The following is a 14343-nucleotide window of genomic DNA, read 5'->3' as shown; positions in this document are numbered from 1 at the left end:
GCTAGCCTAATCAATTAGAAGCCGATAGGCCTCCTTACTTAGGAATCCCCCACTTCAAGCAGCTCGTAAGAGATACTAAGTGGTGGGTAGTTCAAGAATATCTTCGGTTCCTGCCTCTAATGCAGCCTTGTAATATTCGCATTTGTGATTGATAAGTTCCATTGTGTTGTTTAGTTCTTCCAACTGTGCTTCTACAGCTAATTTTCGATCCAAGAACATGTCATATCTTTGTTGCAACGTGGAATCCCCATCAGAGCACCAATCAATAAAATTTTTTATCTCCTTAATAGGCATCCCAGTCGCTTTTAAACATTCAATTACTTTTAGTGCTTCTATATCAGACTCTTTGAACAATCGTGTTCCGTTAGGTGTCCGTTCTACAAAAGGCATTAGGCCCTCTTTGTCGTAGTAACGCAAAGTATATACTGTGAGATTTAATTTCTTTGCCACTTCGCTGATCGAATATTCCAACGTCATTTATCTCCTTTTTTATATAGACTTCGAGTTAACTCTATGTATTGGCAAGACTTTATCATGATGAATGAGAAATGTCAAAACGTAGCTTATGTGATTTGTGTTGTGTTCTGTATATAAAATTCTACCTTGACCTAGAGTTAACTCTATGGTCTATTCTAGTTTTGCAAGAGAGGAAACAAGTCAATTCTCTTTACTAAATCAAGTTATTGGAGGTTTAAGCTTATGATAACAGCTAAAGCACGTGCAGTAGATGGTCCAGACAAACCGTTTCGAGCTGCTGAAATTAAAAGACGTGACCTTGATTCACATGATGTTCTGATTGAAATTAAATATGCGGGCATATGCCATTCTGACATCCATACGGCTCACGGCGAATGGGGGCCTGTGAATTATCCACTCGTACCTGGACATGAGATTGCGGGAATTGTTACGGGAGTAGGAGCAGAGGTTACAAAATACAAGGTTGGTGATCGAGTAGGAGTAGGCTGTATGGTTGATTCTTGCGGTGAATGTGAGAACTGCCGTAAAGGAGAAGAACAATACTGTCTCAAAGGAAATATCCAAACCTATGCCGGTGTTGACAAATACGGCGAACCTACTCAGGGAGGATATTCTACTCACATAGTCGTACAGGAAGATTTCGTACTTAGAATTCCTGATAGTATTAAGCTTGACGTTACAGCACCGTTGCTTTGCGCAGGGATTACGACATATTCTCCATTAAATCATTGGGGAGCTGGACCAGGAAAGAAAGTAGCTGTAGTTGGTATGGGCGGTCTTGGTCATATGGCTGTTCAAATTGCACATGCCATGGGTGCCGAGGTAACAGTTCTATCACAAACATTGAAGAAAATGGACGATGGCTTGCAACTAGGTGCAGACCACTACTATGCAACAAGCGATCCAGAAACTTTCGAGAAACTTGCTGGAACCTTTGACCTAATTATTAACACGGTAAGTGCGAAAATAGACATCGATGCTTATTTTTCCCTACTCACTCTTGACGGAACCCTGGTTAACGTAGGTGCTCCTGGTGAGCCATTATCACTAAATGTGATGTCTCTTATCGGTCATCGTCGCTCATTTGCAGGTTCCATGATTGGTGGGATCCGAGAGACTCAGGAAATGTTGGATTTCTGTGCTAAACATAACATTGTTCCAAAAATTGAAGTCATTTCGGCTGACCAAATTGATGAAGCGTATGAGCGAGTATTAGCATCCGATGTGAAGTATCGTTTCGTAATTGATATTAGTACCATGTAATTTGTGGATGTTTTTAATAGTAATTTTAAGGTGTCCTAGGAGTCCAGCTTTTGGGGCATCTTCTTATATTTGCTGTATTTGAAATATGACAAGGAGAGACTAACAAAAAAGGAAGGTGAATTAATAAATGGACATGAAAGAGTTTATAGATTTTTGTAAGAAAGGGAATCCGATTGCAGGTGAGGATAAAGAATTACATGGGCTATTAACCAAATGTAGCTATGAAGCTCAAAGGATAACAATGGAGTTGAACACATCCTATCATTCAAGAGAAGAGATTGTCGAGATTTTTAGTGAACTGACTGGCACCAAAGTTGATTCATCTTTTATGTGTTTTCCACCATTTTATACAGATTTCTGTAAAAATATCACCATTGGAAAAAACGTATTTTTCAACACAGGCTGTTCCTTTCAAAATAGAGGCGGAATCACGATAGGAGAGGGTGCCCTAATTGGTATGAATGTCACGATTGCTACACTTAATCATGGGTTTTCCTTAGAAACTAGAAACACAACATACCCCTCTCCAGTCGTAATTGGCAAAAATGTGTGGATTGGATCAAACGCAACCATACTACCTGGTGTGACAATTGGCGACAACTCTGTTGTTGCAGCGGGAGCAGTTGTTACGAAGGATGTCCCAGAAAATACGGTTGTTGCAGGAGTGCCTGCGAAAGTTATAAAGAACATAAATGAAGGAGTTGATAAAGGTGAAAAAAGTGAAAATAGCTGAGAGAGAAGTTTTTCCTATAGGCTTAGGTACTGCGAATTTGGGAGACAGAGCAGATAATTTTGATCAAGAAGTAGAGTCAATAAGATCTGGCCTTGATCGTGGTGTTCAAGTTATTGATACAGCTGAATCATACGGTGAAGGAAATTCTGAAATTTTAGTAGCCCACGTTATTAAACTTTATAAAAGAGAAAATCTATTCCTTGTCTCAAAAGTTCTTCCTAATAACGCTTCGAAAAAACAAATTCCCATAAGTTTAGATAACTCCTTAAAACGATTGAAAACAGATTATTTAGATCTTTATTTGCTTCATTGGAAAGGCAGTGTTCAAATCGAAGAAACAATAGAAGCAATGGAACAAGCTAAAATGCAAGGGAAAATCAAAGCCTGGGGAGTATCTAATTTTGATGTGAATGATATGAAGAACTTATTAAAACTGCCTAATGGTCATCACTGTGCCACAAATCAAGTCCGATATAATTTAGGTGATCGTGGAATTGATTACGATTTGGTTCCAATGATGAAAGAAAATAGCATGCCGGTAATGGCGTATGCTCCTGTAGCGAGAGGAGATCGATTAGGTGCTGATTTAACGAAACAAAAAGTTTTACTGGATATCTCGAAAAAGTATAACGCAGATGTTTTTCAAATTTTATTAGCATGGTGTATCCGTAATGGGCAGACCATTGCTATTCCACAGTCTAGTAATTTGGAACACGTGATAAACAACGTAAAAGCTGCGCATATTCAGCTGATAGAAGAAGACCTAGTAAAAATAGATTCTGTCTATCCAGAACCAAGTGTGAGCGAGCCGCTGGCTTTGTGGTAGACAAAAGATCTTTTTAAGTTATAATGATCAAAGCCTAGAAGCTACCGATAACCCCAAAGCTAATCCCCATTGTAGAACGTAAAGAGTCCCATTTCTCAATATTAATACTGGGAAATCGGACTTTTTAATATTGTAATTTTCTTAACGTAGTAAATCTACTCCTAACACTACCCCCATTGCAAATATCTGAGTTGGAACTAATAGCTTTTCTGCAATCAATTTATCATCTTTATCAAAGCCCTTACTTTTAAAAAAAATTTGGATTCTCTCGACTTTTTTCAATGGTTTTCAGTCTAATATATAAAGAGAGAATAGAAGGTGATTAAAATCTTTCCTTTTCCCAAAAGAAAAAAGCCAGACAAAGATATCTTTACAGATCTATTTAAGGACTACCAGGATGATTTATATCGAATGGCGTTTACCTATACAAAGAATAAAGACGATGCCATGGATGTTGTTCAAGAAACTGCGTATCGTGCATATCAGAAATTTGATACTGTTAGGGAAATTAAATATATCAAGACTTGGCTAATAAAAATCACTATAAACTGTGCCATTGATTTATTAAGAAAGAAACAGAGGATTTTCCCTGTAGAACTGACCGATAAGGATAAATTGATTGCTATAGAAAACGATGATATTCCATTAACACTTTCGTTAATCGAATTATTAGAGGTCTTAAATGTACAGGAGAGGACTATTATATTCTTAAAATATTACCAAGGATATACCTTTAATGAAATTGCAGACATTCTTAATTTGCCTGCAAGTACCGTTAAATCTAACCATTATAGAGCTTTAGAAAAGCTCCGTAATTCTGTAAGGAGGGAAGATTTATATGAACAATAAAATAAAGAGTGAGTTTAAGAAAATTAAAATTCCATCAGAATTAGACATGAAAATTCAAACTGGAATTATGCGATTTGAAGTTGAAAGAAATAGCCTCAAAAAAAGGCGGCCAAGGAAAAGTATCCTTATAGCCTGTTCAGCCGTCTTAATCATTGGATTATTATTCGGTTCAGCTTTTTTATCTCCAACTATGGCTAATATTGTAATTAAAATACCGTATCTAGGTGATATTTTTGAATCAAAACAGGTAATAAATATTATTTCAGAAGAATTAGATAAAAAGGGTTATCAGACTACAGACATTTCAATTCAATTTAAATCAAATCCTAGTATTAATATCACACTCCAAGGTGATAAACAGTATTTTGCCAGTGTTAAGAAAGATGTGAAGGAACTAATTGAAGAGATCCTCCAATTTAGGGGTTATGATAGCTATAAGATAAATCTTTCACAAGAAAGAAATATTTCAGAAGATAACGCTAGTAGCAGTTCAACTGAACAAACAAAAATGTTTCAAGAAATATACAGGAAGGCCCAAGAAAGAAACCTTGAGTTAATCGGAATAGGAATCAGACCAGATAACAAGAAATTCATCGTTAATATTCCGAGTTCGAGTAACTCTAAAACAGATTTGGAGGAACTTATCCTCAGTGTTGCAGAAGCATATGGTTGGAACGAATACTTAGTAGAATTTGAAATAGTGGATATGGCAAAGCAGAAGCAAGCACATAAATGGAATGAAATTATTAGTGCTATTTCGGAAGGACTAATCGGAAATAGTGAATTTCATGTAAAAGAAGTAGGATACTCGAACAATAAACAACCTTTTACGATTTACATTTATACAACCCTTAACTCATTAGAATCTCAAGAAAAAGATCGGATAATTAAGATTGAAAATATGATAGCTGAATTAATCAATTCAGATAAAGCTCAAGAACTGATCAAAGGGGAAGAATATCAAGTTATCATTAAAAACGAAGATAACAAACAAATCAATTAAACAGGTCGCAACAAATTGTAATCTAATAATGCCACTCTATAATACCTAGAAATTGGTATGGGGTTTCACCCTAATCATTCCAAAAAGCATGTCAAAGATGAGGGGAGCAGTAGATTTTAACTGCTCCCCTTTAATATTAACTTTATAAATTTAGTTTATTTTTAAATCGAGTTTTACACTTTCTTCTTTATTCAATATCCTTTTACTCCCTTGTGTAGTAAGGGTTCACAGCGGGTTAATTTGTATCCAAAACTCTTCTATAAGCTCTAAATTTAGATAAGTAATAATCAGAGAAAAATCACATAATAGAGTCATCTTGTTACTTAGACCATTTTTAGTAACAGCGGAAAGAAGTAAGGTTGGTGTTTCTATAATGAAATCTAGAATAGATAAAGAAAGGGAAATAAGAAGAGAACAGAGAGACAGATTTGTTTTTTGGCTATTAAGAATTGGATGGATTGGTATCAATATCATAGTAATCAAATATTGGCGGCACCTTGGCTGGTGGTTCTATATTCTTTGTCTTGCCATTTTGATATTGGGGCTTATTCCTATTGAAAAAAGATTAATACCATTAGAGGCAGAACGGAAAGACCGTAAGATTCGAAGGCAGTATCCTTATATTAAAGGACTGGAGAATGGACAAGTTGTAAACATTCTGATGAAAAGTGGGGAAGTATTGGAAAATGTTATGTTAGTTGCTCGTGTTGAAAAAGAAATATTGATTATTAAAAGGTCGAAACTTAATTCGGAAATTAAGAATGATGATATTCGTACAATAAAGCTAAAACGGATAAAATCAATAACAGAAAAGGGATTGTAAGAATCTTAAAGCTTTCACCTTCTAACTTAAGAATCGAATGAATAGTCCAATAGCGAACGGAATTAAAATTATGACTCCCAATAAGATACGAATTAATTTCTGAACTAGAAAAAAACCAAAACAAAGGAAGTTGGCTCACCTTCACCAATTTCCTTCGTGCTTTGAAAAATCATATTGATTAGAGTTTCACTCGCTATTCGGTTGAATAGTGAACTTATATTTTATCCATTAAATGGGCAATTTTGTCCATAAAGTCCTTATAATCAATGGCTTTCGTCAATTCCTTTACATTTTCCCACTCAGATAATATGTTAATAAAGCTCTCAAACACTTGGCTGAATAGCTGCCGTTGTGTTTGATTAATAGCAATCATTGTGATAATTTGGATCTGCTCTTCTCCCCATTTTACAGGTTTGTCATTAATAATAATGCATATTCCTGTTCTATTTGCATCCATTTTCATGGAATGGGGGACAGCTACATTATTGTTAAAAGCAGTTGATGACATTTTTTCTCGTTCTAAAACAGATCCACAATAATCCTTTTTAACATATTTCTTTTCATAAAGTTTTTCGGACATGTATTTTATATATTCCTCGGCATTATCTAAATAAATGTTTTTCATAAATAATTCTTCGTTGAAAAACATCTCAAGGTAATTTTTTACTTTTAAGATATTTTTTCGTTCACTTAGTTTTACAAGAAGATTTTGAATATGTTCGTAATCCTCTTTGGTTATATAGGGATGAACGAAAACAGTCGGAATTTGTAATGATTTAACCGGAAGTGTCGTAATGATAAATTCGATTTTATCGGTATTCAGTAAATCATCTATTTCCGGGGTTACTTGAATAATTTCGATTGAATCCTTGAATTTTGCTTCAATTTTTTGAACTAAATTTATTTGCATATCATAATAATTAGGGCAAACAACAGCACATAAAATTTTTGTTTCCAACTCTTTTTTTCGTTCAAAAAATGCCCCAATATGAAAAGCAATATATGCGATTTCATCTTCCTTAATTACGATGCTTTCCATTTTTTGCAGCTCATTGGAGATAAAAACTGAAATTTCGTATATTAATGGGTATGTGTCCTTCAATCTATAGGTTAAAGGATTTCTAGACCATTGTTTATTTTTTGCTCTAAATACTAGATTCCGAATATGCAATGTAAACTTAACAATAAATTCGTTATCAGAAAGGTCAATGAAATAAGATTCATGCACTTTTTCCAAGAGTTTCTGAGTGAGTTCAATATAATGTTTATCCACAAAACCTGTTAAAGAGTCAAGTGTTAATGTTTGATAATTTAAAAGCGTCGTCTTACTCGAAAGCAAAAGTACTAAATAATATCTTTCAGCTTCGTTAAATGTGATTCCATATTTATTTTCAATCGTATCAGCAATGTCTTTTGCAGCAGTAATTTCTGAATTACCTTTTAACATTTTTGTCTGCAAATTTTGCTTAATTGATTTATTATTTTTAATGCGATCCATAGTAATGACTAAATGTAAAATAATACTGTTGATTGAATATTCATTAATAAGTAGGTTATTTTTTTCTAAAATACTTATGACATTTTCTTTTAATTGAGTGATATTGTAATCTTTAAATAGTCTCTGCACTTTAATCGTGCTTAAAAAATGTGGTGAAGCCTCCTGTGAAATGATATGACTCATTAGTTTCCGCTTTGACGTTTCTTCCCCTACCAAGATGAGCATGTCATGTCTTCGTTTCACTTTTAAATGAAATGGGGCAACCTGACCATTAGCAATAACAATATCATTTTCTATCGTGGATGTACTGACAAATATCTTTTCACTTAAATCAAAAATATCTAATCCTTCAGTGTTTATGATTAATTCCTTTAAAATCATATTTATTCGTTTCGAAGGTGTGTCTTGAGTTTGAGAAGAGGATGCACCTTCTTGACTTTCGGTCGTCATCAATTTATATCCATTTTGAGAAGCAGATATAATGGGGTTATCTTTATTGATAGCACTTACATAATTACGGATCGTTCTGGTTGAAACCTTAAAATGATTTGCCAGAGCACTTGCTGTAACCCAATCATTTTGAGCCTCTAGATAATTGAGAAAAGCTCTTAATTTTTGATTTCCCATCATCACTCACCCCGCCTTATCTCAACTAATATGATTAGTATAGTACAGGCAAAAAATAATAAGTCATTTAAAATTTTCCTAAGGATAGGAAAATTTTTTGTTTAATAAGGCGTTAATTATAAAAACCCTTGTTACACCTTGAAAGCGTACTCAACTTTCCAGGGGTTAGGAAAGTTTCCGGTTGGTACCGCTTTCCTAACCGTGACATACTGAACGTGTAAACAAAAGGAGGAGAAATATCATGACAAAAAAAGTTTTATTAGTTTGTGGAGCAGGAGCATCATCTGGTTTTATGGCGGCAGCGGCTCGAAAGGCTGTCAAAAAATTAGGTGCAGATATAGAATTTAAGGCAAAATGTGAGTCGGAACTTGGCGAACATTTAAATAGCATTGATTTACTGTTGGTTGCACCACATTTGAAATACATGATTGACGATGTAAAAGGCCCATGTGAAGCAGCGGGCGTTAAATATGGCATCATTCCACAAAGAGTGTATGGCTCATTAGACGGTCAAGGCTTAGTTAAGGTTGCTACAGAAATTTTAGAAGGCGGTGAACAATAATGGAACAAGTAAGTAAAGAAGAACTTGCACTGATTTCCATGAATGTAATCCTGCATGCCGGCAATGCACGCGATTTTGTTTATCAAGCGGTGGACAAAGCTTCAAATGGAGATTTTGATCAGGCGGATGAATTAATGAATCAAGCAAATGAAGAAATCATCACAGCTCATAAAGCTCAAACAGAGACGCTACAAAAAGAGGCTGAAGGATTTGATTTCCCGTTTTCGCCATTATTTGGCCATGCTCAAGATACATTAATGACTGTTAAAGCAGAAATGAACGTAATGCGGGAGATTATCAAATTATACAAAAGACTATAAGGGGTGAAAAAGATGGACAAATTGATGTCTTGGATGACAGATAGTTTTGCTCCGAAGGTAAATAAGATGGCGAAAAATCCATGGGTTGCATCAGTCCAAAGCGCAATCTTGACGGCAATGCCGATGGTTTTCATCGGTTCGTTTGCTACAATCCTGTCTATTGTTAAGGATTATTGGAAGGGCTTTCCTGACTTTTCATTGCTCAGTACATTCTCATTCGGGCTATTTTCGTTATTCTTGGCCTATTTAATACCGGAAGCAGTAATGAACAATAAAGGACATAAGGAAGTTTCCAAACAAGCCGGTCTTGCCGGGCTGGCATTTTTTCTAATATTGGTATACCCAACCTTAACGGCAGAAGGTCAAATCGTATTTGATCTGAATTCATTCGGTACCGGTGGTATGATTGCTGCATTGCTTGCTGGGTTGTTTGTTGGCATTATCATGAATCTTTTCTCCAAATGGAAATTCATTGATGAAGATTCCGCCATCCCGGACTTTGTAGCTGTTTGGTTTAACACGTAAATTCCAATTATCGTAATACTACTAATTGGTTGGATTTTCACATTCGAATTACAAATCAATTTATATAATGTAGTTAATTCAATCTTTTCTCCGTTAATCAATCTTGGACAAGGTTTCTGGGGATTTGTCTTGATTAACTTCCTAGGTTTCGCATTCTTGTATACCTTTGGTATTTCAAGCTGGGTCTTATACCCAGTTATAAGTGCGATTGCTTTACCGGCTATTGCACAAAACCAGGCAAACTTTGAGGCAGGTAAAGAAGTAACCAGTATCTTTACGAACGAGGCAGTGAATTTATTCCTAATCGGTGGTGGCGGTGCTACGTTATCATTATGTATCATGTTGGCATTTATGGCTAAATCACAAAGATTAAAAATGATAGGGAAAGCATCACTTGTTCCTTCCATATTTAATATTAACGAACCAATTGTATTTGGTGCGCCAATTGCCTTTAACCCGATATTGATGATCCCTATGTGGATTAATGGTTTAGTAGGGCCGATTTTAACATGGGTTGTCATGAAAATCGGTTTCGTACCCATTCCACACCAACCATTTCAACTTTGGTATTTACCAGCACCAATCCAAAGCTGGATTATTACTGAATCCTTCCGGGGATTGATTTTATTCGTTGTATTATTTGCTATTTCTTGGTTAATATATTATCCATTTTTCAAAGTTTACGATAAACAAGCGGTTATTCAGGATGCAGAACTAGCGGAAGAGGAGTGACACGAATGAGACAGAATAAATACGCAGCTTTTCCAAAAGATTTCTTGTGGGGCGGCGCAATTGCTGCAAGTCAGGCTGATGGTGCTTATAATGAAGATGGGAAACTACCTAATTCATCCGATGTTCAACCATATCTAAAAGGAATGTCAAATGAAGAAATTCAAAGGCTGGAGCAGCAAGGCATGACGTTGGAAGAAGTCAAAAGGAATCTTACTGATACAACCCACTACTATCCGAAACGCCATGGGATTGACTTCTATCATACTTTTGAAAGCGATTTAGAATTATTAGCTGAGATGGGCTTCAAAACTTTTAGAACTTCTATTGATTGGTCAAGGGTATTCCCTAATGGGGATGAAATGGAACCGAACGAAGCAGCGCTAAAGCATTATGACAAGATGATTGATAAGATGAAGTCGCTTGGAATTGAACCGATTATTACCATGCTGCATTATGAAACACCTATTAACATCACCTTGGAATATGGCGGCTGGAAAAATAAAGAAGTCATTGATATGTTTGAACGTTATGGTAAGGTGTTGTTAGATCGATTCGGGAACCGAGTGAAGTATTGGATTGTGATAAACCAAATTAACATGATACAGATTGAACCATTCTTGTCCTTAGGTTTTTGTAAAGATCAATATGAAAATATTGAAGAAGCAGAATATCAAGCAGTACACAATCAAATGGTAGCTTGTGCTAAAATTCAAAAGTACGCCAAAACATTAAATTATGACCTAGAAATTGGTACAATGGTTGCTGACATGACAGTATATCCATATTCATGCAAGCCAGATGACGTTGTGTTAGCGATGCAGCATAATCGTATGCAATATTTCTTTACAGATGTTCAATTTCGTGGCGAGTATCCCAAATATGCTCTAAACTACTTCAAGGGAAACAATATTACGCTTGAAATTACTGAGGAAGAATTGAAGCTTTTGAGAGAAAATACGATGGATTATCTAGCAATCTCCTATTATTTCTCACAAATGGTAGATGCAACAAAGAATGTAAACAAAGCTGATTCAACTTCGGTAAACCCTAATCTAGAGGCTAACCCATGGGGCTGGAATGTGGATCCGCAAGGGTTATATAATACTCTTTCCCAATATTGGGATCGTTATCAAAAACCGATTATTATCGCAGAAAATGGGTTCGGAATGTATGACGAACTGGAAGACGGCCAGATTCATGATGATTACCGCATTTCCTATTTAAGTGATCATATCGAACAGGTGGGACGTGCAATCCAAGACGGTGCTGATGTCATTGCCTATTGCGCTTGGGGACCCATTGACATTGTTAGCTGTTCTTCCCAACAAATGTCAAAACGGTATGGTTTCATATATGTTGATTTAGACGATGAAGGTAAAGGATCAGGGAAGCGAATGAAGAAAGATAGTTTTTATTGGTATAAGAAGGTTATTCAATCCAATGGTAAAGAGTTGTAACCAAGAAAACATAATTTAATTTACCATTGTATTTATGTGGGCCGGCCTTTTCCTTATTCAGTTCGGGGAAGGCCGTTCACTTTTTGATGGGATTCTTACTTGCCTTTTTTAGTAATGTAGAACAATGTTATATATGAGAACTGTGATTGAAACAAATATTCACATGCCATTTCGGGGGTTTTTAAATGAACTTTAGAGTGTACATCTTGGCTATGACGGCTTTTGTTGTTGGGATGGTCGAATTAATTATTGGTGGGATATTGCCATTAATTGTTGAAGATTTACAAATCTCCGTTAGTGCTGCTGGTCAGCTTATTACAGTCTTTGCTATGATGTTGGCTATTTCCGGTCCTACTTTGATCGCACTAACCGCCAAAGTGGCTCGTAAAAGGCTGTATCTTTGGTCATTATTTGCCTTTTTTATCGGGAACATCTTAGTTTTTATGAGTGTAAACTATGAAATGTTAATGTTATCTCGGATTTTTACCGCAATGAGTGCTGCCTTAATTATTGTTTTGTCGCTTACTATTGCACCCAAAGTTGTCGAAAAACGGTACCAATCCAGAGCGATAGGCATCATCTATATGGGAATGAGCGGTTCTTTAGTCTTAGGGGTTCCTTTGGGAGTGTTGATTGGCAATGCTTTAGGATGGCGTATTCTTTTTCTATTCATTGCGTGTTTATCGTTAATTTCTATGGTTATCGTTTATCGTTTTCTAGACGAGCTTCCCCCTGAAAATATGATTCCTTTAAGCCAACAACTCGCATCCTTAAAAAGTCAAAAGATTGTCAGTGCTCATCTAGTGACTGTACTGATGTTGGCGGGGCATTACATCCTCTATGCATACTTTACTCCGTTTTTGCAAACGATGTTAAATCTGAATCCATTTTGGATAAGCTGTGCATATTTTCTTTTTGGAGTATCTGCTGTAGTTGGTGGGGGAGTAGGTGGATGGTTTACCGATCGATGGGGAGTGAAGAAGAGCATTTTAATCCTCATGGCAACATTTTCCCTAATACTATTTCTTCTGCCGTTGACAACCCATTTTCGCTTTGTTTTCCCAGTAGCCTTGATTATTTGGGGGATGTTAAGTTGGGCTATTTCCCCTGCTCAACAAAGTTATTTGATTCAAACGGCTCCTGAATCGGCTGCGATTCAACAGAGTTTCAATACATCGGCCTTGCAAATTGGCATTGCATTAGGTTCAGCTATTGGAGGGATTGTAATTGGAAATCATTCGGTTTCATATAATGCATTGGTAGGAGGCATATTTGTCTTAGTTGCTTTTTTATGTGCTTTATTTTCAATCACAAGACCTTCGATATCAGAGACTCCATTAACAAAAGAAGGATAGAGAGATTTATCAAAATTGTAGTGATTGGAATTCCAATCACAATAAGAGTATTAGCGATTTTGCTAATACTCTTTTCTTCACTCTGCACACTTTTTTTAACAACAACACCAATATCCACCTGACAAGGCCTTGAAATTTTTTATGTTATACTACTGTTATTCTAAGATAATATCAAAAGGGGACATCTTATGAGTTTACATGTTAAAAAAACAATTTTGATAGCTATCCAATTATTCTTTCTTTGGCTCATTAATGAGTTAGGGTATTTATTAGCTCAAACCTTTCATTTACCCGTACCGGGAAGTGTCATTGGAATGGTTATGTTATTCATCCTGTTAATAACAGGTGTTATTAAGTTAAGTTGGATTGAGGCCGCCTCGGGACTACTAATCAAACACTTAGCCTTTTTCTTTATCCCGATTGCAGTTGGGTTAATGAATTTTGGCCCTCTATTTTTAAAAAGTGGAATTTCCCTCTTCATTGTCTTACTCGGCAGTATCGTGATCGGACTCTATGTAACAGGGTTTGTTTCGCAAAGCTTGGTAAAAAAAGGGGGGGATGTTAAAGATGGCCGTACTCGTCACACTGCTTAGTATTGCAATCACAGTGGGAACCTATTTGCTATCAAATATCGCTGGAAGGCGGTTTCCTTCCCCGTTCACAACACCTGTATTTTTTAGTACAACCTTAATCATCATCCTCTTGCTTTTATTTAACATCAACTATGATGACTACACAATGGCTAAAGACATTATGACTTTTTTATTAGGGCCGGCAACAGTTGCTTTAGCCGTCCCATTATATAAGAATCGGGATATTATCAAAAAAAATAGTGTTCCAGCATTATCTGGCTTAGTTTTCGGAACGCTTTCAACGATTACTTCTGCAGTTATTTTGGCAAAGGTTTTGAAACTTTCTAATGAAATCATTGCTTCCGTTAGTGTAAAATCGGTAACCGTTCCTGTAGCTGTAGAAGTTTCCTCGATTATTGGAGGTGATCCCGCCTTAACAGCGGCATTTGTCGTTGCGACGGGTATTCTTGGTACAGCGCTTGGTCCTTGGCTCATGAATGTAACAAAGATTTCTCACCCGCTTTCAAGGGGACTAGCACTTGGGACGATCTCTCACGGTCAAGGTACGGCTCAGGCGGCGGTAGAAGGGGAACTTCAAGGAGCAATTGCAGGGGTAGCAATGGGACTCGCGGCTATTGTTACATCACTCATTGCTCCCATTATTGTCCCGTTCTTTTTATGATTTGATAAATTATCTTAATTGACCGACAAATCAATAATG

Annotated in this window: 16 protein-coding genes; 14 read left to right on the top strand and 2 right to left on the bottom strand. The window is 36.2% G+C overall.

What is annotated here, in order from left to right; all coding sequences use genetic code 11:
- Nucleotides 1-75: 75 nt before the first annotated feature.
- Nucleotides 76-477: a MerR family transcriptional regulator gene (locus J2S07_RS10500; RefSeq protein WP_307150346.1), complete on the bottom strand. Its 402-nt coding sequence runs from the start codon at nt 475-477 to the stop codon at nt 76-78.
- Between the two features lie 222 nt (nt 478-699).
- Here J2S07_RS10500 and J2S07_RS10495 point away from each other — a divergent pair, with 222 nt between their 5' ends.
- From J2S07_RS10495 to J2S07_RS10470, 6 genes are all read left to right on the top strand, one after another.
- Nucleotides 700-1740 carry an NAD(P)-dependent alcohol dehydrogenase gene (locus J2S07_RS10495; RefSeq protein WP_307150345.1) on the top strand — a complete coding sequence of 347 codons (1041 nt, stop codon included), beginning with the start codon at nt 700-702 and terminating at the stop codon, nt 1738-1740.
- A 127-nt stretch (nt 1741-1867) separates the two neighbouring features.
- The gene (locus J2S07_RS10490; RefSeq protein WP_307150344.1) at nt 1868-2473 is read left to right on the top strand and encodes a sugar O-acetyltransferase; all 606 of its coding nucleotides are present in this window, start codon (nt 1868-1870) and stop codon (nt 2471-2473) included.
- Nucleotides 2451-3299, top strand: coding sequence for an aldo/keto reductase (locus J2S07_RS10485; protein WP_307150343.1), 849 nt, complete (start codon nt 2451-2453; stop codon nt 3297-3299). Before J2S07_RS10490 ends, J2S07_RS10485 begins: the two co-directional genes overlap by 23 nt.
- A 318-nt stretch (nt 3300-3617) precedes the next feature.
- Nucleotides 3618-4148 (top strand): RNA polymerase sigma factor, encoded by a 531-nt coding sequence (locus J2S07_RS10480; RefSeq protein ID WP_307150342.1) that lies wholly within the window; start codon nt 3618-3620, stop codon nt 4146-4148.
- Entirely contained in the window at nt 4138-5151 is a 1014-nt protein-coding gene (locus J2S07_RS10475) for a DUF4179 domain-containing protein (protein WP_307150341.1), read from the top strand. The genes J2S07_RS10480 and J2S07_RS10475 overlap by 11 nt, the downstream gene beginning before the upstream one ends.
- 373 nt (nt 5152-5524) lie before the next feature.
- On the top strand, nt 5525-5974 hold the full coding sequence (locus J2S07_RS10470; RefSeq protein WP_307150340.1) for a hypothetical protein: 450 nt from the start codon (nt 5525-5527) through the stop codon (nt 5972-5974).
- A gap of 214 nt (nt 5975-6188) precedes the next feature.
- On the opposite strand, the gene J2S07_RS10465 is transcribed toward J2S07_RS10470, so the two are convergent.
- Entirely contained in the window at nt 6189-8099 is a 1911-nt protein-coding gene (locus tag J2S07_RS10465; RefSeq protein ID WP_307150339.1) for a BglG family transcription antiterminator, read from the bottom strand.
- Between the two features lie 241 nt (nt 8100-8340).
- Here J2S07_RS10465 and J2S07_RS10460 point away from each other — a divergent pair, with 241 nt between their 5' ends.
- The 8 genes from J2S07_RS10460 (at nt 8341) to J2S07_RS10425 (ending at nt 14304) form a co-directional block, all read left to right on the top strand.
- Entirely contained in the window at nt 8341-8661 is a 321-nt protein-coding gene (locus tag J2S07_RS10460) for a PTS sugar transporter subunit IIB (protein WP_307150338.1), read from the top strand.
- Nucleotides 8661-8981: a PTS sugar transporter subunit IIA gene (locus J2S07_RS10455; RefSeq protein WP_307150337.1), complete on the top strand. Its 321-nt coding sequence runs from the start codon at nt 8661-8663 to the stop codon at nt 8979-8981. Before J2S07_RS10460 ends, J2S07_RS10455 begins: the two co-directional genes overlap by 1 nt.
- A gap of 12 nt (nt 8982-8993) precedes the next feature.
- Nucleotides 8994-9506, top strand: coding sequence for a hypothetical protein (locus J2S07_RS10450; RefSeq protein ID WP_307150336.1), 513 nt, complete (start codon nt 8994-8996; stop codon nt 9504-9506).
- Complete coding sequence (locus tag J2S07_RS10445; RefSeq protein ID WP_307150351.1) at nt 9507-10238, top strand: PTS transporter subunit EIIC; 732 nt, start codon at nt 9507-9509, stop codon at nt 10236-10238.
- A gap of 5 nt (nt 10239-10243) precedes the next feature.
- Nucleotides 10244-11695, top strand: coding sequence for a glycoside hydrolase family 1 protein (locus tag J2S07_RS10440; RefSeq protein ID WP_307150335.1), 1452 nt, complete (start codon nt 10244-10246; stop codon nt 11693-11695).
- Between the two features lie 185 nt (nt 11696-11880).
- Nucleotides 11881-13050 (top strand): MFS transporter, encoded by a 1170-nt coding sequence (locus J2S07_RS10435; RefSeq protein ID WP_307150334.1) that lies wholly within the window; start codon nt 11881-11883, stop codon nt 13048-13050.
- 188 nt (nt 13051-13238) lie between these two features.
- Nucleotides 13239-13643 (top strand): CidA/LrgA family protein, encoded by a 405-nt coding sequence (locus J2S07_RS10430; RefSeq protein WP_307150333.1) that lies wholly within the window; start codon nt 13239-13241, stop codon nt 13641-13643.
- Nucleotides 13618-14304, top strand: a complete 687-nt coding sequence (locus tag J2S07_RS10425; protein ID WP_307150332.1) for an LrgB family protein — start codon at nt 13618-13620, stop codon at nt 14302-14304. Before J2S07_RS10430 ends, J2S07_RS10425 begins: the two co-directional genes overlap by 26 nt.
- The last annotated feature ends 39 nt before the right edge of the window (nt 14305-14343 follow it).

The organism is Anoxybacillus andreesenii, assembly GCF_030813005.1.
Taxonomy (GTDB): Bacteria; Bacillota; Bacilli; order Bacillales; family Cytobacillaceae; genus Robertmurraya; species Robertmurraya andreesenii.
The sequence above is the reverse complement of the archived record's forward strand: the minus strand, read 5'-3'. Positions and strand labels throughout refer to the sequence as shown.

Coding starts and splice junctions, on each gene's coding strand:
- J2S07_RS10500 (WP_307150346.1), bottom strand. CDS start 477: ATGACGTTGGAATATTCGATCAGCGAAGTGGCAAAGAAATTAAATCTC.
- J2S07_RS10465 (WP_307150339.1), bottom strand. CDS start 8,099: ATGGGAAATCAAAAATTAAGAGCTTTTCTCAATTATCTAGAGGCTCAA.
- J2S07_RS10450 (WP_307150336.1), top strand. CDS start 8,994: ATGGACAAATTGATGTCTTGGATGACAGATAGTTTTGCTCCGAAGGTA.
- J2S07_RS10435 (WP_307150334.1), top strand. CDS start 11,881: ATGAACTTTAGAGTGTACATCTTGGCTATGACGGCTTTTGTTGTTGGG.
- J2S07_RS10425 (WP_307150332.1), top strand. CDS start 13,618: ATGGCCGTACTCGTCACACTGCTTAGTATTGCAATCACAGTGGGAACC.
- J2S07_RS10495 (WP_307150345.1), top strand. CDS start 700: ATGATAACAGCTAAAGCACGTGCAGTAGATGGTCCAGACAAACCGTTT.
- J2S07_RS10440 (WP_307150335.1), top strand. CDS start 10,244: ATGAGACAGAATAAATACGCAGCTTTTCCAAAAGATTTCTTGTGGGGC.
- J2S07_RS10490 (WP_307150344.1), top strand. CDS start 1,868: ATGGACATGAAAGAGTTTATAGATTTTTGTAAGAAAGGGAATCCGATT.
- J2S07_RS10460 (WP_307150338.1), top strand. CDS start 8,341: ATGACAAAAAAAGTTTTATTAGTTTGTGGAGCAGGAGCATCATCTGGT.
- J2S07_RS10455 (WP_307150337.1), top strand. CDS start 8,661: ATGGAACAAGTAAGTAAAGAAGAACTTGCACTGATTTCCATGAATGTA.
- J2S07_RS10470 (WP_307150340.1), top strand. CDS start 5,525: ATGAAATCTAGAATAGATAAAGAAAGGGAAATAAGAAGAGAACAGAGA.
- J2S07_RS10430 (WP_307150333.1), top strand. CDS start 13,239: ATGAGTTTACATGTTAAAAAAACAATTTTGATAGCTATCCAATTATTC.
- J2S07_RS10475 (WP_307150341.1), top strand. CDS start 4,138: ATGAACAATAAAATAAAGAGTGAGTTTAAGAAAATTAAAATTCCATCA.